The 21,002-nt window shown below is 73.8% G+C and carries 15 protein-coding genes; 10 read left to right on the forward strand and 5 right to left on the reverse strand.

The genetic code is table 11. The features are described 5' to 3' along the window. The first annotated feature begins 35 nt into the window (after positions 1–35). Positions 36–920 carry a DUF4328 domain-containing protein gene (locus KSK32_RS17165; protein WP_216932124.1) on the forward strand — a complete coding sequence of 295 codons (885 nt, stop codon included), beginning with the start codon at positions 36–38 and terminating at the stop codon, positions 918–920. Beyond that, complete coding sequence (ilvA, locus tag KSK32_RS17170) at positions 917–2,137, forward strand: threonine ammonia-lyase (RefSeq protein WP_216932125.1); 1,221 nt, start codon at positions 917–919, stop codon at positions 2,135–2,137. Before KSK32_RS17165 ends, ilvA begins: the two co-directional genes overlap by 4 nt. Before the next feature lie 154 nt (positions 2,138–2,291). Here ilvA and greA read toward each other — a convergent pair whose 3' ends face one another. Together greA and KSK32_RS17180 are read right to left on the reverse strand one after the other, a co-directional pair. Beyond that, positions 2,292–2,792, reverse strand: a complete 501-nt coding sequence (gene greA, locus KSK32_RS17175) for a transcription elongation factor GreA (protein WP_018787521.1) — start codon at positions 2,790–2,792, stop codon at positions 2,292–2,294. A 145-nt stretch (positions 2,793–2,937) separates the two neighbouring features. Beyond that, a complete protein-coding gene (locus KSK32_RS17180) occupies positions 2,938–3,372 on the reverse strand; it encodes a DUF4307 domain-containing protein (RefSeq protein WP_216932126.1) in 435 nt (144 codons plus the stop codon). 243 nt (positions 3,373–3,615) lie between these two features. On the opposite strand from KSK32_RS17180, the gene mca reads away from it, so the two are divergent. From mca to purE, 7 genes are all read left to right on the forward strand, one after another. After that, the gene (gene mca / locus KSK32_RS17185; protein WP_216932127.1) at positions 3,616–4,497 is read left to right on the forward strand and encodes a mycothiol conjugate amidase Mca; all 882 of its coding nucleotides are present in this window, start codon (positions 3,616–3,618) and stop codon (positions 4,495–4,497) included. Between the two features lie 48 nt (positions 4,498–4,545). After that, on the forward strand, positions 4,546–4,830 hold the full coding sequence (locus KSK32_RS17190) for a hypothetical protein (RefSeq protein WP_216932128.1): 285 nt from the start codon (positions 4,546–4,548) through the stop codon (positions 4,828–4,830). A gap of 180 nt (positions 4,831–5,010) precedes the next feature. Next, on the forward strand, positions 5,011–7,542 hold the full coding sequence (locus tag KSK32_RS17195) for a putative bifunctional diguanylate cyclase/phosphodiesterase (protein ID WP_374226716.1): 2,532 nt from the start codon (positions 5,011–5,013) through the stop codon (positions 7,540–7,542). Between the two features lie 14 nt (positions 7,543–7,556). Continuing rightward, the gene (locus KSK32_RS17200) at positions 7,557–8,183 is read left to right on the forward strand and encodes a hypothetical protein (protein ID WP_254187088.1); all 627 of its coding nucleotides are present in this window, start codon (positions 7,557–7,559) and stop codon (positions 8,181–8,183) included. A gap of 85 nt (positions 8,184–8,268) precedes the next feature. After that, positions 8,269–10,305, forward strand: a complete 2,037-nt coding sequence (locus tag KSK32_RS17205; protein WP_216932129.1) for a thioredoxin domain-containing protein — start codon at positions 8,269–8,271, stop codon at positions 10,303–10,305. Positions 10,306–10,369: 64 nt separating this feature from the next. Beyond that, complete coding sequence (locus KSK32_RS17210; RefSeq protein WP_216932130.1) at positions 10,370–11,527, forward strand: 5-(carboxyamino)imidazole ribonucleotide synthase; 1,158 nt, start codon at positions 10,370–10,372, stop codon at positions 11,525–11,527. Next, on the forward strand, positions 11,527–12,018 hold the full coding sequence (gene purE / locus KSK32_RS17215) for a 5-(carboxyamino)imidazole ribonucleotide mutase (protein ID WP_216932131.1): 492 nt from the start codon (positions 11,527–11,529) through the stop codon (positions 12,016–12,018). The genes KSK32_RS17210 and purE overlap by 1 nt, the downstream gene beginning before the upstream one ends. Before the next feature lie 342 nt (positions 12,019–12,360). On the opposite strand, the gene KSK32_RS17220 is transcribed toward purE, so the two are convergent. Then, positions 12,361–17,280: an SCO7613 C-terminal domain-containing membrane protein gene (locus KSK32_RS17220; RefSeq protein WP_216932132.1), complete on the reverse strand. Its 4,920-nt coding sequence runs from the start codon at positions 17,278–17,280 to the stop codon at positions 12,361–12,363. A gap of 162 nt (positions 17,281–17,442) precedes the next feature. Beyond that, a complete protein-coding gene (locus KSK32_RS17225) occupies positions 17,443–18,870 on the reverse strand; it encodes a UDP-glucose/GDP-mannose dehydrogenase family protein (RefSeq protein ID WP_216932133.1) in 1,428 nt (475 codons plus the stop codon). 247 nt (positions 18,871–19,117) lie between these two features. Between KSK32_RS17225 and KSK32_RS17230 the strand changes: the two genes are divergently transcribed. Continuing rightward, positions 19,118–20,281 carry an acyl-CoA dehydrogenase family protein gene (locus KSK32_RS17230; protein ID WP_216932134.1) on the forward strand — a complete coding sequence of 388 codons (1,164 nt, stop codon included), beginning with the start codon at positions 19,118–19,120 and terminating at the stop codon, positions 20,279–20,281. A gap of 52 nt (positions 20,282–20,333) precedes the next feature. On the opposite strand, the gene KSK32_RS17235 is transcribed toward KSK32_RS17230, so the two are convergent. Next, complete coding sequence (locus KSK32_RS17235) at positions 20,334–20,987, reverse strand: hypothetical protein (protein WP_216932135.1); 654 nt, start codon at positions 20,985–20,987, stop codon at positions 20,334–20,336. Positions 20,988–21,002: the final 15 nt, after the last annotated feature.

The raw sequence follows: 21,002 nt of genomic DNA on the forward strand, positions 1-21,002 counted from the left end.
ACCCCTGTCGCGCACACCATCTCGGACGGTCCCCGATGCACTGCCAGACCTGCGGGGACGCCACGTCCCCGGCCTATGAGGAGTGCCAGCGCTGCGGCACCCGCGTCGGTCAGCCCGCCGTGAGCCCCGGCGTGCCCACGTACGGCGTACGCGGACTGGCCGTGGCTGGCGCGTCCGCGGTCGGCGCCGCCACCCTGTGCTACCTGCTCACGGCCCTGTTCCCGCTGGTGGGTGTGCGGATGGCCCGCTCGGCCGCCGAGCAGCTCGACCGGGACGTGCTGCTCGGCGCGGTGCTGGCCGAGGTGTTGTTCACCCTGCCCTACCTGCTCGCCCTGCTGACCGCGGGGACGCTCGTGGTGATCTGGACCTGGCGGGCGCGCAAGAACCTGGACGCGTTCCCGGGCGCCGTGCCGAACCTGAGCCCGGCGTGGGCGATCGCCGGCTGGCTGGTGCCGTTCGCCAACTTCGTCGTGCCGGCCCGGGTGCTCGCCGACCTGCTCCGCAACAGCGTCTGGCAGCGGCGCCAGTCGTGGCTGGTCGGGGTGTGGTGGGCGAGCTGGCTGGTGTTCCTGATCGGTGACCGGTTCGTCGCGCGGGCCGAGCAGCAGCGTTACGACCGGCTGACCGAGCTGCCCCGCAACGACGCGGAGTTCGCCACGTACGTGCGCTTCTACGAGGACGCGCTCGCGCCCCGGCTGGTGCCGGCGGTGGCCTGCCTGGTCGCCGGCATCGCATTCGTCGTGCTGCTCCGCCGGATCTCCGCCGCCCAGCAGGACCGGCTCTCCCGGGCCGTGCTGGCGTGGCCCGGCCGGCCGGTCTGGCCCGGTCAGCCGGGTTGGCCCGCGCCCGCCGCGCCGATGCCGGTTGCGCCGACGTCGCCGCAGGTTCCGCCCACCCCGGGTGGCACGATCGGGGCATGACGGAACTGGTCGGTCTCGCCGACGTACAGGCCGCGCGGGAACTGCTCGCCGGTGTCACCCGTACCACCCCGCTGGAGCCGTCGCGCCCGCTCAGCGCCGCGCTCGGCGGGCCGGTCTGGCTCAAGTGCGAGAACCTCCAGCGCGCCGGGTCGTACAAGGTGCGTGGCGCGTACGTGCGGATCTCCCGGCTCTCGGCCGAGGAGCGGGCCCGCGGCGTGGTCGCGGCGAGCGCCGGTAATCACGCCCAGGGGGTGGCGCTCGCCGCCGGGCTGGTCGGCGCGCACGCCACCGTCTTCATGCCGGTGAACGCGCCGCTGCCGAAGGTAGCCGCCACGAAGGGGTACGGCGCGCAGATCGAGCTGGTCGGCAACACGGTGGACGAGTCGCTCGTCGCGGCGCAGACCTTCGCCGAGCGGACCGGAGCGGTGTTCATCCACCCGTTCGACCACCCGGACGTGATCGCCGGGCAGGGCACGGTGGCGCTGGAGATCCTCGAACAGTGCCCGGACGTGCGAACCATCGTGACCGGGGTGGGCGGCGGCGGCCTCGCCTCGGGCATGGCGGTGGCGGCGAAGGCGCTGCGTCCCGACGTACGCGTGATCGGGGTCCAGGCGGCGAGCGCCGCCGCCTTCCCGCCCTCGCTGCGGGCCGGCGAGCCGCTACGGCTGCCATCGTTCGCGACGATCGCCGACGGTATCGCCGTCGGCCGTCCGGGCGAACTGACCTTCACCCATGTCCGCAAGCTCGTCGACGACGTCGTCACGGTCTCCGAGGAGGACATCTCCCGGGCGCTGCTGATGTTGCTGGAACGCGGCAAGCAGGTGGTCGAGCCAGCCGGCGCGGTCGGCGTGGCGGCGCTGCTGGCCGGCGTGGTGGAGGTGACCGAGCCGGTCGTCGCGGTGCTCTCCGGCGGCAACATCGACCCGCTGCTCATGCTCCGGGTGATCGAGCACGGCCTGGCGGCGGCCGGCCGGTTCCTGCGGATCACAGTGCGCTGCACGGACCGGCCCGGGCAGCTCGCCTCCCTGCTGGGCGAGATCGCCGAGCACCGGGCCAACGTGGTGGACGTGGTGCACCAGCGCGCCAACCCGCACCTGCGCCTCGGCGAGGTGGAGGTGGCCCTGTCCGTGGAGACCCGCGGGGTGGAGCACTCGGACACGCTGATCAGTGCGCTGCGCGCCAGCGGCTACCAGGTGGTCTTCACCGGCGAGGGCTGAGCCCCGGGCGGGTACGCGGGCGCCACGGTGGAACGCGAACGCCCCGGCCGGATGATCCGGTCGGGGCGTTCGGGTGTGCGGCTCGGGTCCGAGGAGGGCCTGTCAGCCTCGGTCGGGTTCGGGACCCGAGCCATCCGGCGCGGGTCCGGAGGGGTCAGCCGCTGTACGGCTCGAAGGAGACGATGGTCACCTTGATATCGGCGCCGCTGGGCGCGGTATAGGTGCAGGTCTGCCCCGCCTTGCCGCCGAGGATCGCCTTGCCGAGCGCGGACTCGGGGCTGTAGACCGTGAGGTCGGTGGTGGAGGCGATCTCCCGGGAGCCGAGGAGGAAGGTCTCGCTGTCGTCGGCGTCGTCGTCGAAGTAGATCTTCACGACCATGCCCGGCGAGACCGCGTCGGCATCCGGCGCCTCACCGACCTTGGCGGTGCGCAGCAGCTCCTTGAGGTAGAGAATGCGGCCCTCGGCCTTGCCCTGCTCCTCACGGGCGGCGTGGTAGCCACCGTTCTCCCGCAGGTCGCCCTCCTCGCGCCGGGCGTTGATCTCGGCAGCGATGACCGGCCGGTTGGCGATCAGCTCGTCGAGCTCGGCCTGCAGACGGTCGTAGGCGTCCTGGGACAGCCAGGTGGCGGGCGCCTCGTTTCCATTTGTGGACACAGGCGGTCTCCTCGATTGGTGCGGACTGGCTGACAGGTGAACTTGCAAGGCTACCAGTGCGGGGCGCGTCGAGGTGTGATCAATCACCCCGGGTGCCGGTGGCGGGACCGGGGTGCGGTGGCCGGCGACTCGCCGGCGAGCCGGCTCAGCCGGCGGGCCGGCAGCGCACGACCTCGCCGATGAACGGCCGGGCGCTCGTGGGCACCTCCTGCCGGGCCCGGATGTGGCGCCGGCCGGGCTCCGCGGTCACGGTGGCCTCGGCGCTGCCCACCTGGGCCCCGTCGTGGGAGCGGGCCCGCAGCAGGCAGGTGGCGGAGCCGCCCGGCGGCACGGTGACCCGGAAGTCGACCACTACCCGGGAGTCGGTGATGTCGGTGTAGCTGATCATCTCGCCCCGGTACTCCGGATCGCCGTACTGGTAGTAGAGCTTCGTCGCGCCCAGTCCGAGGACGGCCAGCAGGCCCGTCACCGTGAGGACGAGCAGGAGTGGCCGGCGGCGTCCCGGCTCCCGGCGGCGGCCGTAGCGGCCCGGCGGGAAGACCGGCGCCTGCGCGGCGACTGTGGCGTGCGTCTCGCTCACCGGCGGGTATCTCCTGGCGTTGTTGTCGGCGGCATCGGCAAGAATGGCTAGGTCCATCTTCCCAGCCCGGCGCTGAGTCAAGGATGGCAGGTCGGCCTGGACCGGCGGGCGTGGCCGTGGCCACTCCGGTGGTGGGGCCCGGCCGGCCGTCACGGGGGCTTTCGCGGGCGCGGGGGAAGATTCCGGCAGGTCAGCCGGTCGGCCCGGGGGCCGGTCGGCGGGCACAGACGAGGAGCGCCGAAGGTGGCAGAACAGCTGCGTCTCATGGCGGTGCACGCCCATCCCGACGACGAGTCGAGCAAGGGCGCCGCCACCATGGCGAAATACGTCGCCGAGGGGGTGGACGTCCTGGTCGTCACCGCCACCGGTGGCGAGCGGGGCAGTGTGCTCAACCCCAAGATGGACCGCCCCGACGTGTGGGCGAACATCGGTGACATCCGGCGGGCCGAGATGGACGCCGCCCGGGCCATCCTCGGCGTCGAGCAGGCGTGGCTCGGCTTCGTCGACTCCGGGCTGCCCGAGGGCGACCCGCTGCCTCCGCTGCCGGAGGGCTGCTTCGCCCTTCAGGACGTGGACGTCGCCGCCGCACCGCTGGTGCGCCTGATGCGGCAGTTCCGCCCGCACGTCGTGACCACGTACGACGAGGAGGGCGGCTACCCGCACCCCGACCACATCATGACCCACAAGATCACCGTGGCGGCGTTCGACGCGGCCGGTGACCCGGAGCGCCACCCCGAGCTGGGCGAGCCGTGGCAGCCGCTGAAGCTCTACTACGACGTGGGCTTCTCCCGCGCCAAGATCATGAGCCTGCACGAGGCGGTGCTCGCCGCCGGGCTCGAATCGCCGTACGGCGAGTGGATGAAGCGCTGGGACGAGCGCCCCGACAAGGGCGCCCGGATCACCACCCGGGTCGAGTGCGCCGACTACTTCCCGGTCCGCGACGACGCGCTGCGCGCGCACGCCACCCAGATCGACCCGGACGGCTTCTGGTTCCAGGTGCCGATGGAGCTGCAGAAGCACGCCTGGCCGACGGAGGACTTCCAACTCGCCCGGTCGATGGTCGACAGCCCGCTGCCCGAGTCCGACCTGTTCGCCGGCGTACGTGAGGCGTGCCGTGCCCACTGACCAGGCCGGGGTCTACCCTGGTGCGCAGTCGCACATGGGAGGAACACCATGCTGACCACCGTCGAGGTGCTCGCGCAGAACAACTTCGGTGACACCCGTACGGGTGGTCTGGCCGGTCCGATGGGCCTCTTCCTCATCGTCGCGCTGGGCACCGTCACCGTCCTGCTGATCCGCAACATGAACGGCCGGCTGCGCCGGCTGCCCGACCGCTTCCCGCAGCAGGGCGCCCCGGGCCGGGCCGATTCCGCAGTCGCCGATCCGACAGACGGGCTCGTCGAGCAGGATTCACCGACGAATACGCCCAACGGCTCCCAGCAGCACCGGAACAGCTGAACACCGCGTGAATCACGTCGAAGCCGGTCGTCGCCCCCTGTTGCGACCACCGGCTTTGGCTTAGCCTTCCGCCGGGGGGACCGTCAGGCCCCGGACCCTGCGCGGAAGGGGGACGCCGATGTCGAAGACAGCACCGGCCCCCGACCATGCCCCCGCCCGACCCGTCGACGGGGCGGCCCCGTGACCACCGAGCCGGCCGACCGTTCCCCGGACCGGATCGGCCTGCACGGGACGCCGGTGGGCGTCGTCCTGCTCACCGTCGCGGTTGCGCTGACCGGTCTGCTCGCCGCCGCGCTCGGCCTCACCGTGCCGTCGCACCTGCCGGCCGACCACCCACTGCCCGGTCCGGCGCGCTTCGGCATCGCCACCGTCGCGTTCGCGGTGGCCCAGCTCGCCCGGCTGCGCTTCCGCAGCGCTTCCGGCATGGTGAGCATCACCTGGGGCGAGGCGGCGCTCGTGGTCTGCCTCTGGCTGGTGCCGGCCGGCTGGCTCCCGGCCGCCGCCCTGCTGGGCGTGGGCACCGCCTGGACCGTGATGTCACTGGTCGCCGATCGCCGTCCGGCGCTGGAACTGGTCGGCATCGCCGGTTCGCTCACCGCCGCCACCGCGCTCGCCGCCGCAGTGGCCACCGCGCTCGGTCCGCCGCTGCTCGCCGCGCCCACCCCGGAGCTGGCGCTCACGCTCACCGCCGCCGCGGTCACGTACCTGCTGACCACCGCCTTCCTGGGCGCCGTCACGCTCGCCCTGCGGCACGGCATCGCGATCGGGCCGCCGCTGCTGGCCGCGCTGCGCGGCAAGCTGCTCATGTTCGTCGGCAACGTGGCGGTCGGCCTGGTGGTCGTCGCGCTGCTCGAACTCGACGCGCGCTGGCTGCTGCTCCTGCCGCCGCCGCTGTGGCTGCTCCAGCAGACCTACCGCCACCGGCTGCGGGCCGATCAGGAACGGCGCACCTGGCGGGCGTTCGCCGAGGCCACCGCCGCGCTCAACCAGCTCGACGAGCGCGGCGTGGCGACCGCCGCGGTGACCGGCGCGCTCACCCTGTTCGGCGCGGAACTCGCCGAGGTCGACGTGGCCCGGGGCGAGGGACGCTGGCGCCGCTACCGGGCCGACCGCGGCGGGCAGGTACGCGACCGGGAGGTGGAGCCGTCCGCCGGCGCCGACGCGGGGGAGCACGAACTGGTGCGCCGCCTCGCCGTGGGATCCACGGAGGTCGGCCGCCTGCGGGTGCGGTTCGCCCGGTCCGCCCCACCGAGCGCCCGGGAACGCGACGGCGTGGCGGCGTTCGGCGACGCGCTGGCCGCCGCCCTGCACGATGCCGCCACGCATCGGGAGCTGCGGCTGGTCACCGCCCGCTCGTCGTACGACGCGGTGCACGACCAGCTCACCGGACTGCTCAACCGGGCGGCGCTGCTCGCCAAGGGGGATCAGGCGCTGCGGCAGCGCGCCCACGACCACCCGGTGGCCCTGCTGCTGCTCGACGTGAACCAGTTCAAGGAGGTCAACGACACGCTCGGGCACTCGGCGGGCGACCAGTTGCTGCGGCTCACCTCCAACCGCCTCGCCGCGCTGACCCGGCCGGGTGACCTGCTCGGGCGCCTGGGTGGCGACGAGTTCGCCCTGCTGCTGACCTCGGTGCCGCTGGTCGAGGACCGGACGGCCCCGCTGGCGTACGCGCTGCGCCAGGCCCGGGAGGTCGCCGAGCGCCTCGCCGCACCGACCGAGGTGGCCGGGGTGCGGATGTCCGTCGAGGTGGCGGTGGGCGTCGTGGTCGCCGACGCGGGCGCGGCCGACCTGACCGAGCTGCTGCGGCGCGCCGACATCGCCATGTACCAGGCGAAGGAGGGCGGCGGCAGCGTCGCCGCGTACGACAGCTCCCGCGACGCGGCGAGCACCGACCACCTGGCGTTGCTCGCGGAGATGCGGGAGGCCTTGGCGGCCGACGACCAGCTGGTGCTGGCGTTGCAGCCGGCGGTGGACCTGGCGACCGGCGCGCCGACCGGGGTGGAGGCGCTGATCCGGTGGCGGCATCCGCGCCGGGGCTGGCTCGGCCCGGCCGACTTCATCCGCCCGGTGGAGAACAGCGAGCAGCTCGGCAGCTTCACCCGGTACGTGCTGGACAAGGCGCTGGCGGTGGCCTCCGGATGGGCGCGGGACGGGCTCGACGTGCCGATCTCGGTGAACCTGTCCGCGCGCAGCCTGCTCGACCCCCGGCTGCCTGCCGAGATCGAGGAGGCGCTGCGCCGCCACCAGGTGCCGCCGCACCGGCTCGTCCTGGAGATCACCGAGACGGTGGTGATGAGCGAGCTGGAGGTCATCGACGAGGTGCTGGCCACACTGCGTGCCATGGGCGTGCAGCTCGCCGTGGACGACTTCGGCACCGGCTTCTCGTCGCTGACGTTCCTCACCCGGATCGCCGTCGACGAGTTGAAGGTGGATCGCTCGTTCGTGCTCCGGATGGCCGACTCACCGGAGGCGGCGGCGATCGTCCGGACCACCGTCGGGCTGGCCCACGAACTGGGCCTGCGGGTGGTGGCCGAGGGCGTCGAGACCGCCGAGCAGCGCACCGCGCTGGCCGAGCTGGGCTGCACCGCCGCCCAGGGCTACCACTTCTTCAAGCCGATGCCGGCCGACAAGATCGCCGCGGTGCTGGGATCGCTGCGCGACGCGGCGCGCGGCAACGTCTTTCCGCTGCGCGCCGACGGCGCCTCCTGACCGGTCCGTCCGCCGTGGACGGGGCAGCGGAGGACGGCCGGCCAGCCGTTGAAGGCGGGCGACACCTACCAGAACGTCGGTCAGCCGGCGTACGAAGCGACGCGGCCGGCATCCGACTCTACAAGGGCGGCTGGGGGCGTTCCTGTGCGCAGAGCACCGGTTCGTTCACGGTCCTCGACGCCTCCTGGGGCCCCTTCGACTACGTCGAGCGCTTCGATGCCACCTTCGAGATCCGGTGCGAGGGCGCGACCGGCAGCCTGCGCGGCGAGATCCACATCGGGAACCCGCCGCCGGTGCCGGCGCTCGACGTGACCCTGACCGTCGACCCGGTGGCCACCGTGAACCGCAAGGGCATCGCCACCGTCAGTGGTTCGATCACCTGCACCCGGGCGGACAGCTTCTCCATCGCGGGCGAGATCGTTCAGGAGCAGAAGAAGGCGGGCATCGTGCGCGGCTACTTCTCACCCCACATCGCCTGCGTCCCGGGCCAGGTGGTGCCGTGGTCGGCCACGACCTATCCGGCCGACGTCAAGTTCCAGCGTGGCACCGCCCAGGTGGTCAGCGAGATCCTGGTCCGCGACTTCGTCTACTGGAACGAGTTCACCGTGCGGGACACCTCGACGCTCACCCTGACCCGCTGAGGCGCGGGCCGGGCCGGCGTCTCCGCCCCGGCCCGGCCGCCGCACTCGCGCCGCACCGGCTCCGCGTGCTCGCTATGGTCGGGTGGTGAATCGACTCGCCCACGCCACCTCGCCCTATTTGCTCCAGCACGCCGACAACCCGGTCGACTGGTGGCCCTGGTGCGACGAGGCGTTCGCCGAGGCGAAGCGGCGCGACGTACCGGTGCTGATCTCGGTCGGCTACGCGGCCTGCCACTGGTGCCACGTGATGGCCCACGAGTCGTTCGAGAACGAGGCAGTGGCCCGGCTGATGAACGACGACTTCGTCTGTGTCAAGGTCGACCGGGAGGAGCGCCCCGACGTCGACGCGGTCTACATGACCGCCACCCAGGCGATGACCGGGCAGGGCGGCTGGCCGATGACGGTCTTCGCCACGCCGGACGGCACCCCGTTCTTCTGCGGCACGTACTTCCCCCGCGCCAACTTCATCCGCCTGCTCGGCTCCGTCGCCACGGCCTGGCGCGACCAGCGCGAGGCGGTGCTGCGGCAGGGCGCCGCCGTGGTCGAGGCGATCGGCGGCGCGCAGGCCGTCGGCGGGGTGACCGCCCCGCTCACCGCCGAACTGCTCGACGCCGCCGCCGGTCAGCTCGCCCGGGAGTACGACGAGACGAACGGTGGTTTCGGCGGCGCGCCGAAGTTCCCGCCGCACATGAACCTGCTGTTCCTGCTTCGGCACCACCAGCGCACCGGCTCGGCGCGCAGCCTGGAGATCGTCCGGCACACCTGCGAGGCGATGGCCCGCGGCGGTCTCAACGACCAGCTCGCCGGTGGCTTCGCCCGCTACTCCGTGGACGGCCACTGGACCGTGCCGCACTTCGAGAAGATGCTCTACGACAACGCGCTGCTGCTGCGGGTCTACACCCAGCTCTGGCGGCTCACCGGCGACCGGCTGGCCCGCCGGGTGGCCCGCGACACCGCCCGGTTCCTCGCCGACGAACTGCACCGCGCCGGTGAGGGCTTCGCCTCGGCGCTGGACGCGGACACCGAGGGCGTCGAGGGGCTCACCTACGTCTGGACGCCCGGCCAGCTCGTCGAGGTGCTGGGGGAGGACGACGGCCGGTTCGCCGCGGACCTGTTCGAGGTCACCGCCGACGGCACGTTCGAGCACGGCGCCAGCGTGCTGCGGCTGGCCCGCGACGTCGACGACGCCGACCCGCAGGTGCGGGCCTGCTGGCAGGACGTGGTGGGCCGGCTGCTGGCCGCTCGCGACACCCGCCCCCAGCCGGCCCGCGACGACAAGGTGGTGGCCGCCTGGAACGGGCTCGCCATCACCGCCATCGCGGAGTTCCAGCAGGTCGCCGCCCTGCTCGTGTCGCCCGACGACGAGGACGCGAATCTGATGGACGGCGTGCTGATCGTCTCCGACGGCGCGATGCGGGACGCTGCCGAGCACCTGGCCGCCGTGCACCTCGTGGACGGCCGGCTGCGGCGGGTCTCCCGGGACAAGATCGTGGGTGAACCGGCCGGGGTGCTGGAGGACTACGGCTGCGTCGCCGAGGCGTTCTGCGCGATGCACCAGCTCACCGGCGAGGGGCGGTGGCTGACGCTGGCCGGTGAGCTGCTCGACGTGGCGCTGGCCCGGTTCGCCGGCCCGGACGGCGCCTTCTACGACACCGCCGACGACGCCGAGCGCCTGGTCACCCGGCCCGCCGACCCGACCGACAACGCGACCCCGTCGGGCCGGTCCGCGATCGTCGCGGCGCTCGTGGCGTACGCGGCGCTGACCGGGGAGACGCGCTACCGGGAGGCGGCCGAGCAGACGCTGACCACTGTCGCGCCGATCGTCGACCGGCACGCCCGGTTCACCGGGTACGCGGCCACCGTCGGTGAGGCGCTGCTGTCGGGGCCGTACGAGATCGCGGTGGTGACCGGCGACCCGGTGGGCGACCCGCTGGTGGCCGCCGCCCGGCGTCACGCGCCGCCCGGCGCGGTGGTGGTGGCCGGCGCCCCGGATCAGCCCGGTGTGCCGCTGCTGGCCGGGCGGCCGTTCGTCGACGGGCGACCCGCCGCGTACGTCTGCCGGGGCTTCGTCTGCCAGCGGCCGGTGACCGGCGTCGAGGAGCTGATCGAGCAGCTCGGCTGAGCGGAACGGGCCGGGCCGCCCTCGCGGTCCGGCCCGGCACCGGCCCTTATAGGCTGGCGGCGCTATGGACTCCCGTACCGGTCTCCCCGTCGTGGGCATGGTGGGTGGCGGCCAGCTCGCCCGGATGACCCACCAGGCCGCCATCGCTCTCGGCCAGTCGCTTCGCGTGCTGGCGCAAGCCCCGGACGACGGCGCCGCGCTGGTCGCCGCCGACGTCCAGTACGGCGACCACACCGACCTGGCCGCGCTGCGTACGTTCGCCAAGGGCTGCGACGTGGTCACGTTCGACCACGAGCACGTCCCCAACGAGCACATCCGCGCACTGACCGACGAGGGCGTGAAGCTGTTCCCGCCCGCCGAGGCGCTGATGCACGCGCAGGACAAGCGGGTGATGCGGGAGCGGCTCGGTGAGCTGGGCGCGCCGAACCCGGCCTGGCGTCCGGTGGAGTCCCCGGCCGACCTGATCGCCTTCGGCGAGGAGACCGGCTGGCCGGTGGTGCTCAAGGCCGCCCGGGGCGGCTACGACGGGCGCGGGGTCTGGATGGTCGACGACGCCGGCCAGGCCGCCGAGCTGGCCGCCACGCTGCTCGCCGGTGGTACCCCGCTGCTGGTGGAGGAGCGGGTGGCGCTGCGCCGGGAGCTGGCCGTGCAGGTGGCCCGCTCGCCGTTCGGGCAGGTCGCCGCGTACCCGGTGGTGGAGACGGTGCAGCGCGACGGCATCTGCGTCGAGGTGCTGGCGCCCGCGCCCGACCTGCCGGAGGAGCAGGCCGTCGCGGCTCAGCAGCTCGCCATCGACCTGGCCACCGCGCTCGGCGTGGTCGGTCTGCTCGCGGTGGAGCTGTTCGACACGCCGTCCGGGCTGGTCGTCAACGAGCTGGCGATGCGGCCGCACAACTCCGGGCACTGGACCATCGAGGGGGCCCGGACCTCGCAGTTCGAGCAGCACCTGCGGGCGGTGCTCGACTATCCGATGGGGGACACGTCGCTGACCGCGCCGGCCGTGGTGATGGCGAACGTGCTGGGCGGCGAGCCGGGCGGCATGTCCATCGACGAGCGGTTGCACCACCTGTTCGCCGCCGAGCCCGGAGCCAAGGTCCACCTGTACGGCAAGCAGGTCCGCCCGGGCCGCAAGATCGGGCACGTCACCGTGCTCGGCAACGACCTCGATGACGTACGGGCCCGGGCCGCGCGTGCCGCCCGCTGGCTCCAGGAGGGGCAGTGATGAGTACCGTCGGGCTGATCATGGGTAGCGACTCGGACTGGCCGGTCATGAAGGCCGCCGCCGAGGCGCTCGACGAGTTCGGCGTGGCGTACGAGGTGGGCGTGGTCTCCGCGCACCGCACCCCGGTCAAGATGATCGAGTACGGCCGGGCCGCCGCCGGCCGTGGTGTCCAGGTGATCATCGCGGGCGCGGGCGGAGCGGCCCACCTGCCCGGCATGGTCGCCTCGGTGACCCCGCTGCCGGTGATCGGCGTCCCGGTGCCGCTGAAGCATCTGGACGGCATGGACTCGCTGCTGTCCATCGTGCAGATGCCGGCCGGCGTGCCGGTCGCGACCGTGTCGATCGGCAACGCCCGCAATGCCGGTCTGCTCGCGGTACGCATCCTGGGCGCCTCCGACCCGGTCCTGCGCGACAAGATGGCCGCCTACCAGGCGAGCCTGGAGGATCTGGTCGCCGAGAAGGAAGCCGCGCTGCGCGCCTCCCTGACCTGATCGCCCGTCACCCTGCGTGCTTAACTCGGTCGGTTGCTCTGCGTGACGGACCGGGCGGGTGAGTGTTCGTGTCCTCCGCCGACTTTGCTCTGCAGCCATCGGCGCAGCACGGCTCCGACCTGCGGTGCGGCATTCCAACGCCGACGGCTCGGCGACGGCGATCGGCACGCTGGGTAACTGTTGCCTCGGTGGGTGCAGAGCAAAGTCGGTAGAGGGGAACTACCCCGCCGCGCTCTGTCGACACGGAGGGTTACCGAGTCGAGGGCGGTCGCGCAGGGTGCGCGGTCCTGGGCGCGAGCCAGACCAGTCCGGCCCCGGCCAGTCGCAGCCCGGCCGGACGGCTCACCGCATGCCGCGCAGTGCGGTCTGCAGGCGTTCCTGGGCGCGACGGCGGCGTTCGTTGCTCGCGCCGAGCACCAGCAGCACGATGCCGACCGGGATCAGGACCAGCCACGGGCCGAGGCTGAACAGCGCGTGCACGGCCGCGATCGCGGTCACCGTCGCCCCGACGATAACCGGGGCCTGCTGCCGGCTGGTCGAGCCGAAGATCAGCACCGCGACGGCACCGAGCAGCAGCAGCACCTGACGCAGCATGCTGGACTCGGTCGCGATCACGATCGCCAGCGTGGGCAGGAACGCGGTGACCAGCGCCGGCCCGTACGCCACCCAGCTCGACAGATCGGGCCGGTGCCGCAGTTGCAGGACGCCGACCAGCAGGGCGAGCGCGGCGAACGGCAGCGTGTACGCCTCCGGCAGCGCCACGTCGGCCACCCGCATCAGGATCCACCAGGCGCTGATCTCACAGACCACCACCGCCCAGAACAGCAGGTTGCGTTCCATCGGCCGGCGTCCCGGACGGCTGGCCGCCACCCCGAGGACCGCGCCCCAGGCGGCCAGCAGCGCGGCGATGTGCCGGGGCGAGTCGTACGCCAGAGCCAGCGCGATGAGCGCCGCCCCGTACCCGCTCCACTCGACGGTGGCCGCCTCCCGGTACGCCTCGGGACGGCGCAGCCGGGGAAGCGTGGCGGCGAACACCTGCAACGCCGCGCCGACCGCGAGCACCCCGAACGCGGACCAGACGCCCGCCAGCCCGGACTTCAGGCCGATCGTGAGCACGAACAGCTGTGCCATCACCGAGCCGAACAGCCAGCCCAGGATGCGGGCCCGCTGGGTGGTGCCGAACAGCGCGGCGACAGCGCCCACGCCGACCGCCCCGCCGAGCGTGAACACCGTCAGGTCGCTCGTGGCGAGGCTGCCGGCGAGACCGGCGCCGCCGGCGACCAGCCCCAGCGCGAAGACCAGCACCCGGGCCACCCGGATCGACCGGCCCGGCTCGGCGATCGCCGGTGGCGGAGTGAGCGCCAGCCCCAGCATCGAGATGGTGAACACCGCGAGCGCGGCCAGCGCGGTCACCGGCCAGCCCCGCCCCAGCGCCACCGGAGCGATCAGCAACGTGATCGCCGCGCCGGGCAGGATCACCGGCACCGCCCGGGACCGGCGGCCGCCGCTGAAGCCGGTGGCGGCGAGCGCCGCGGTCACCGTCAGCAGCAGCGCGGTGAGCACGTGCGTGGAGTCGACCGCCTCCGGCGGCGGAGTCAGCAACTCCGGTGGCGGCCCCTGCCACACCCGGCTCAGCACCGCGAACGGCGAGAACAACGCCACCACGAGCGAGGGCGCCAGGGTGGCCAGCGCCAGCGCGGTCGGCAGCGCCGCGGCGGCGAGCGCACCGGCGGCCGGACTGACCCGCCAGCGCAGCTCCGGATCGTCCGGGTCACGCCGCAGCGCCCCGTTGAGCAGGACAGTCCAGCGGCGTACCGGCCGGCCGGAACCGGCGGGCGGAACGGTGGCGGCACGTACCAGCTCGGCGAGCACACCGAGCAGCGCGGCGGCGGCGGCGAACACGCCCGCCGGCAGGCCGACAGCGAGCGCCGCCGCGGCGGTGACGGTGGCCGCGCCGACCACCGCGACGCTCGCGTACGGAAGGTATTGCGGCACCTGTCGGCGTACCGCGGCGATCGCGGCCAGCCCGATGCTGGCGGCGGCGAGCGCGGCGGTGAGCACCACCTGGGGCGGGCGGCCGTACTCGACTGCCAGCGCGGCCACCGCGCCGGGCAGCGCGAGCAGTGCGGCTCCGGCGCCCGCACCGCCCACCTGCACCAGGTGCGGCGGCATGCCCTCGGCACGGCTGTCGTCGACGAGGGACGGCGCGAGCGTGCGGGCCACTGCGGCCACCGTCGCGCCGATCAGTGCGATGCTGCCCAGCGCCAGCGCTGTGGTCCACGGCCTTACCAGCCCGGCCCCGGCCGCGTGCAGCGCCACCACCCCGGCCACCGTGGCCCGGGACAGCGCGGCCCGCGGATCGACAGCGGCCGCCGCGGCCATGCCGTAGACGGTGGCCACCATGCAGCCGACCAGCACCGGGGACCACCAGGGCAGGTCGAACGCGGCGGGGGCACCGACGGTGGCGAGCACGGCGGCCAGGCCGGACACGTCGTACTTCCACGGTGGCGGCAACAGGATGGCCGCGGTCGCCGCCAGCAACGCCAGCGCGACCGGGGCCTGCCAGGTCGACCCGCCGGTCGGCGCGGCCGGCCAGCCGGTCAGGTCACCGGCCCAGATCGGGCCGGGGGTGGCCAGCACGCCGAGCCCGCCGCGCAACGCGCTCCAGGCCGCGATCAGGCCGATCAGCGTGCCACCGGCGGCGATGCCGAGGATCGGGCCGCGCCGCCACTCCTCGGGCAGCGCCCGGGCGGCCACCGCGACCAGCAGCACCAGCGCGGAGGCCACCACGAGCTGGCCACCGGGAGCGAGGACCGCGGCGATCCGGGACAGCGTGGCGACGAGCGCCACTGTGGTGGCGGCCAGCGCCAGGTCGGACCCGTCCAGGGACATGTCGGCGCGACGCCCGGCGTCGATGCGCGGAGCGAGCGCCAGCAGCGCGGCGGCGACCAGGAGCAGGCTGCCCACCCAGGCGTCGGCCGAGGTCGCGCCGGGCGCGCCGAACGCGGCGGCGGCGACTGCCACCGCGCCGAGGACCGTGCCGAGCGCGTGCGGCATGCTCAGATGCCGCTGCGCCACCTGCACCAGGGCGGCGTAGCCGAGCGTGACGCAGACGGCGAGGAAGCCGGCCGCGAGGATCGGCACGGTGATCTCGCGCAGGTTCGCCGGTGTGGGGACCGGCGGCGTCGGCACGGTGGCGGTGACGAACGCGGCGACGGCGCCGGGCAGGGCGAACGCCGCGCCACCAGCGGCCCAGGCGCAGACCGTGTCGGTGGCGGCGGCGGCGAGCCGGACCCGTGGCGTCAGGGACACCAGCGCCCCGGCCAGGAACAGCACGGTGAGCGCGACGGCGGTGAGCGCCGGGCGGGGGAGCGCCGCGCCGGCACCGATCAGGCCGAGCCCGGCCGCTGTCACCGCGTGCGCCACCGCGGCCCGTTCGGTGCGTGCGGTCAGCCCGAGGACGCCGACTGCGACAGCGGTCAACAGCATCGGCCAGCAGGCCGCCGCCCAGCCCAGACCGAGCGAGGCGGGTACGGCGAGCGCGGTGAGCGCCGCGCCGACCACCGCGAACTCGCGCCGGATCTCGGGCGGCAGCGCGACCACGGCGGCGACGGTGAGCAGCAACGCGCTGGCCGCGAGCTGCCAGCCGGTCGGGCCGACCGCTCGGGCCAGCTCGGCGTGCCATCCGGCCAGGTCCGCCGACCAGGCGGGCAACGCGGCCCGGACCGGGGCCAGCCCGGCGCGCAGCGCGCCACCGGCCACCACCAGGCCGCTGACCGTCAGCGCCACCGCGGAGGCGATCTGCGGGCCACGCCGGGCCGTCTCCGGTACGGCCCGGACGGCGAGCCCGGTCAGCGCGATGACGGCCGAGATGAGCAGCAGGGACCGGCCGGGCAGGGCCACCGAGGCGACCCGGCCGAGCGCGCCGATGACCGCAAGCGTGAGGATGCCGGCGCCGACGTCCGGCAGCGGCGGCCGGCGCAGCACGAGCGTCCCGGCCAGCGCGACCAGGGCGGCGAGCAGTAGCACCGTGCCCGCGGCGGCGGCCGGCGGCACGGTGGCGGCGCGCAGCAGGCCGGTCACCGCGTACGCCAGCGCGACGACGACCGCCACGCCGTGCAGCAGCCAGGTCAGCTCGGGCAGCCAGGGCACCGGGCGGGCGGTGGCGGTGGCGGTGGCGGCCGGACCCGGCGGCATCTCGCCGTCCAGCACCTCGGCGGACTCCTCCGGCGCCGACTCCGGCCGGTCGTCGTCGGCGCGCTGCCGGGGCGGAGCGGGCGGCGCCGGCTCGGTGGCGGACAGGTCACGCCGCACGGGCCGTTCGCGTACCACAGCCGAACGCGCGAGCGCCAGGTCGAGGACCGCCACCACGGTCAGCACCAGCGCCCAGCCGGCCGGCCCGGTGATCCGCTCGTACGCCAGCAGGGGCAGCACCGGCTGGGCGGCCAGCACGGTGGCGAAGCGTGGCGCGCGCAGACCTGTCCCGTACGCGTACCCGAGGGCGACGAGTGTGGTGACCAGGAAGATCGTCCCGGCGAACGCGGCACCCGATCCGTCGCCGCCGATCCGGTCGACGGCCCACAGCGCGTACCCGGCCAGCGGCACCAGCAGCAACCCGACCGCGGCGATGGTCTCGGCGGTGGAGGTGAGCCCGCGCCGGGCCAGCACCGGCGGGGCGAGCAGCATCAGCGCCGTCGCCACCAGCAGCACGCCGAGGCGGGCCAGCGCGTCCATCGAGCTGGTGGCGACCGCGGCGAAGACCACGGCGGCCACGCCGAGCAGGAGCGCGCCCAGCCCGAGCGGGATGTTCTGCACCTCGCGCGAGGACGCCTCGGGCGGATGCTCCGGATCGTCCGCGTCGAGCCAGCGCGGGCGACCGCGCGGCGGCGACGGAGGCAGGTCCTCCGGCGGGCCGGGCGGCGGAGTGCCCTGGCGGGGCACCCGGGGCGGCGCGCCGGTGGCGGCGGTGGGCGGGCGGCGGCCGGGCCGGCGGCGCAGGACCCGGCGCGGCCGGGTGGCCTGCCGGACCCGTTCCTCACCGGCGTGCGCCAGGATGTCGCGCTGGAAGAGAGCGGCCTGCATCTTGGCGGCGATCTGCCGCTGTTCCCGGGCGATCTCGGCGTCGCGGGCCTTCATCTCGGCGATCGAGCGCTCGATGTCCGCCAGGTGCTCGGCCCACTGGGGCTGGTGCGCGCCGCAGTGCGGGCAGACGACGGCGGGCTTGATGTCCTGCCCGCACGAGGCGCACCTGAAGCTCTCCACGACAGTCTCCCGTCCGCCCGTGCCCCCGCACTGTGGACCTCCCAGAGGCAGCATGCCTTGAGTGGGCCGGGATTTCGACACTTGCCACCGCGTTCCGGAGAACAAAAACGGACCGGCCGCCGGGGAGACGTTCCCCCGCGGCCGGTCCGCACGGTCAGCGGGTCAGGGGCGGCCCATACCGCGGTACTCCCAGCCGGCCTGCGTCCACAGTGTCGAGTCGAGGCAGTTGCGCCCGTCGACCACCTTGCGGCCGTTCGCCAGCTCGCCCAGGGCCACCGGGTCGGCGTTGCGGAACTCGGCCCACTCGGTGAGTACGCACACCAGGTCGGCGCCGCGGACGGCGTCGTTCATGGTCTCCTCGTACGTCAGCTCGGGCACCGCCCGGCGAGCGTTCTCGATCCCCTGGGGGTCGAACACGTGCACGTCGGCGCCGGCCTTGCCGAGCAGCGAGGCGACCGCGAGCGCCGGCGCGTCGCGTACGTCGTCGGTGTTGGGTTTGAACGTGGCGCCGAGCACCGCCACCCGGGTGCCGGACAGGTCCGGCCCGGCCGGGCCGGAGCGGCGGCCGAGCAGTTCGGCGGCGAGCTGCACGACGCGGCTGCGGCGGCGCTGGTTGATCAGGTCGACCTCGTGCAGGAAGCGCAGCGCCTCACCGGCGCCCAGCTCCTGCGCGCGGGCCTGGAAGGCGCGGATGTCCTTGGGCAGGCAGGCGCCGCCGAAGCCGAGCCCGGCCTGGAGGAAGCGGTTGCCGATGCGGGGGTCGTAGCCGATCGAGCGGGCGAGCTGGGTGACGTCGCCGCCGGCCGCCTCGCAGACCTCGGCCATCGCGTTGATGAAGGAGATCTTGGTGGCGAGGAACGCGTTCGCGGCGACCTTGACCAGCTCGGCGGTGGCGAAGTCGGTGACCACCAGCGGCACCTCGCGGTCCTCGGTGGCGGCGAGGTCGAAGACGCCCTTGTGGGCGGCGAACAGCATGCCGTTGGCCCACTCGCTCTTGACGCCGACCACGATCCGGTTCGGACGCAGCACGTCGTCGACGGCGAAGCCCTCCTGGAGGAACTCGGGGCTCCAGGCCACCTCGACGCCGAGGTCGGCCGGGGTGTGCTTGCCGACGAGCTGCTCCACCCACTCGGCGGTGCCCACCGGCACGGTGGACTTGCCGACGATCAGCGCCTTGCGGGTCAGATGCTGGGCGAGGCTGGTCACGGACGCCTCGACGTACGACAGGTCGGCGCCCATCCCGTCGGCCCGCTGCGGGGTGCCGACGCAGATGAAGTGGACGTCGCCGAAGTCGGCGGTCTCCTGGATGTCGGTGCTGAACCGCAGGCGGCCGGCGGCCAGGTTGCGCCGCAGCAATTCGTCGAGGCCGGGCTCGTGGATCGGCACCTCGCCGGCGTTCAGCTTGGCGATCTTGTCCGAGTCGACGTCGAAGCCGAGGACCTCGTAACCAAGCTCCGCGTAGCAGATGGCGTAGGTCGCACCGAGGTAGCCGGTGCCGAGGAACGTCACCCGCGGGCGGGCGGCGCCGGACGGCGGGGTCACCGCGGCGATGGCGGGCATCGGCTGGGTGTTCGGGTACGGGATCGTCACGCCTGTCTTCTCCGCTCGCACTGGCGGCGCTTCCACGCGTCGCATTCTGCTGGGGCGCCGAGGCCGGGCACCGAGGGAACTGGATGTCTGCTGTGAGGGTAGTGGGCTGGGGCGGGCGAGGCTCGGGCGCGAGCCTACCCGCCGGTAAGGTTCGGCCGGGGCCGGTGGCTATCCTTCAGTTTGCGGCAGTCGTAGGCCCCCGGGCGGCACAGACTGCGCATGATAGCGGTGAAAGGGGAGGGCCGACATGGCCGCAGAGCAGTCGTTCGACGTCTACCAGTTGCCGGAGGAGCACGAGGCGATCCGGGAGGCGGTCCGTGAGGTCTGTGCGGCCAAGGTCGCTCCGCACGCCGCCGAGGCGGATGAGACAGGTGAGTTCCCGAAGGCGTCCTACGAGGCCCTGCGCGCCGCCGACTTCCACGCGCCGCACATCCCGGTCGAGTACGGCGGCGCCGGCGCGGATGCGCTGGCCACGGCCATCGTGATTGAGGAGGTGGCCCGGGCCTGCGCGTCGTCCTCGCTGATCCCGGCGGTCAACAAGCTGGGCACCATGCCGCTGCTGCTGGCCGGTTCGGAGGAGCTGAAGCGCAAGTACCTCACCCCGGTCGCGGCCGGGGAGGGCATGTTCTCCTACTGCCTCTCCGAGCCGGAGGCGGGCAGCGACGCCGCCTCGATGACCACGAAGGCGGTACGTGACGGGGACCACTGGGTGCTCAACGGCGTGAAGCGGTGGATCACCAACGCGGGCGTGTCCGAGTACTACACCGTGTTCGCCGTGACCGATCCCACAGCCCGCTCGAAGGGCATCTCCGCCTTCGTGGTGGAGAAGTCCGACCCGGGCGTCAGCTTCGGCGCTCCCGAGAAGAAGCTCGGCATCAAGGGCTCGCCCACCCGCGAGGTCTACTTCGACAACGTCCGGATCCCGGCCGACCGCATGATCGGCGCCGAGGGCACCGGCTTCGCCACCGCGATGAAGACGCTGGACCACACCCGGGTCACCATCGCCGCCCAGGCCGTCGGCATCGCTCAGGGCGCGTTGGACTACGCCAAGGGCTACGTCCAGGAGCGCAAGCAGTTCGGCAAGCCGGTCGCCGACTTCCAGGGCATCCAGTTCATGCTCGCCGACATGGGCATGAAGCTGGAGGCGGCGCGGCAGCTCACGTACGCGGCAGCCGGCAAGTCCGAGCGCGGCGACGCGGACCTGACCTACTTCGGCGCGGCCGCCAAGTGCTTCGCGTCGGATGCCGCTATGGAGATCACCACGGACGCGGTCCAGCTGCTCGGCGGCTACGGCTACACCCGCGACTACCCGGTCGAGCGGATGATGCGGGACGCCAAGATCACCCAGATCTACGAGGGCACCAACCAGGTGCAGCGCATCGTCATGGCGCGCCAGTTGCTCAAGGGCTGACCGCGGCGTTCGGGCGGGCGGGCCGGTTGCCTACCGGCCCGCCCGCATTCGTTCAACGGCTCTCGGTGCCCTCCGGCCGGCCCGCGCCGCGCGGGGGCGCGGACCACGGCGACTCGCTGCCGGTGCGGCGGGGCAGGGGTTCGGTGGGGGTCTCGGGGTACGCCAGCGTGAGTGGCGGCGTGTCCGGGTCCTTCGCCGGCGCCGGGGGCCAGTCGGTGAGCGTCGGCTTGTGCTCCGCCGGTGTGACCGCCGGGGTCAGCTCCGCCCCGGCCGCCGGGGGTGTGGCGAAACGCCGCCAGCGGCTCGTGCTGAACACTGCCATCAGCAGCAGCACGCCGATGAGGAACAGCGTGCCGTCGTCCAGCGGGTCGCGCAGCGGCAGCGGGTCACCGAGCAGCCTCAGGTCGTCCGGCACCCGGTCCCGCACGCTGAACGGCGCGACGAACAGTCCGAGGTACGGGACCGCGAGCAGCAGGCCGGCCACCAGCGGGCCGAACGGCGAGAAGCGCAACGTGCCGAGCAGGCCGAGCAGGATGCCGGCGACGCCCAGATAGACGGCCGGCTCGATCAGGTTCGGCGTGCTGTACGTCCCGATCTCCACCCAACGGTCGACGGTCCGCTCAGATCCGTCCTGACCGAGGGTGACGAGCACCCAGGTGACCGGCGCCACCGCCAACCCGGCGAGGAAGCTCCAGAGATGTCGCATCCGCGCACCGTACCG

Source organism: Micromonospora sp. WMMB482 (genome assembly GCF_019038635.1).
Classification (GTDB): Bacteria; Actinomycetota; Actinomycetes; order Mycobacteriales; family Micromonosporaceae; genus Micromonospora; species Micromonospora marina.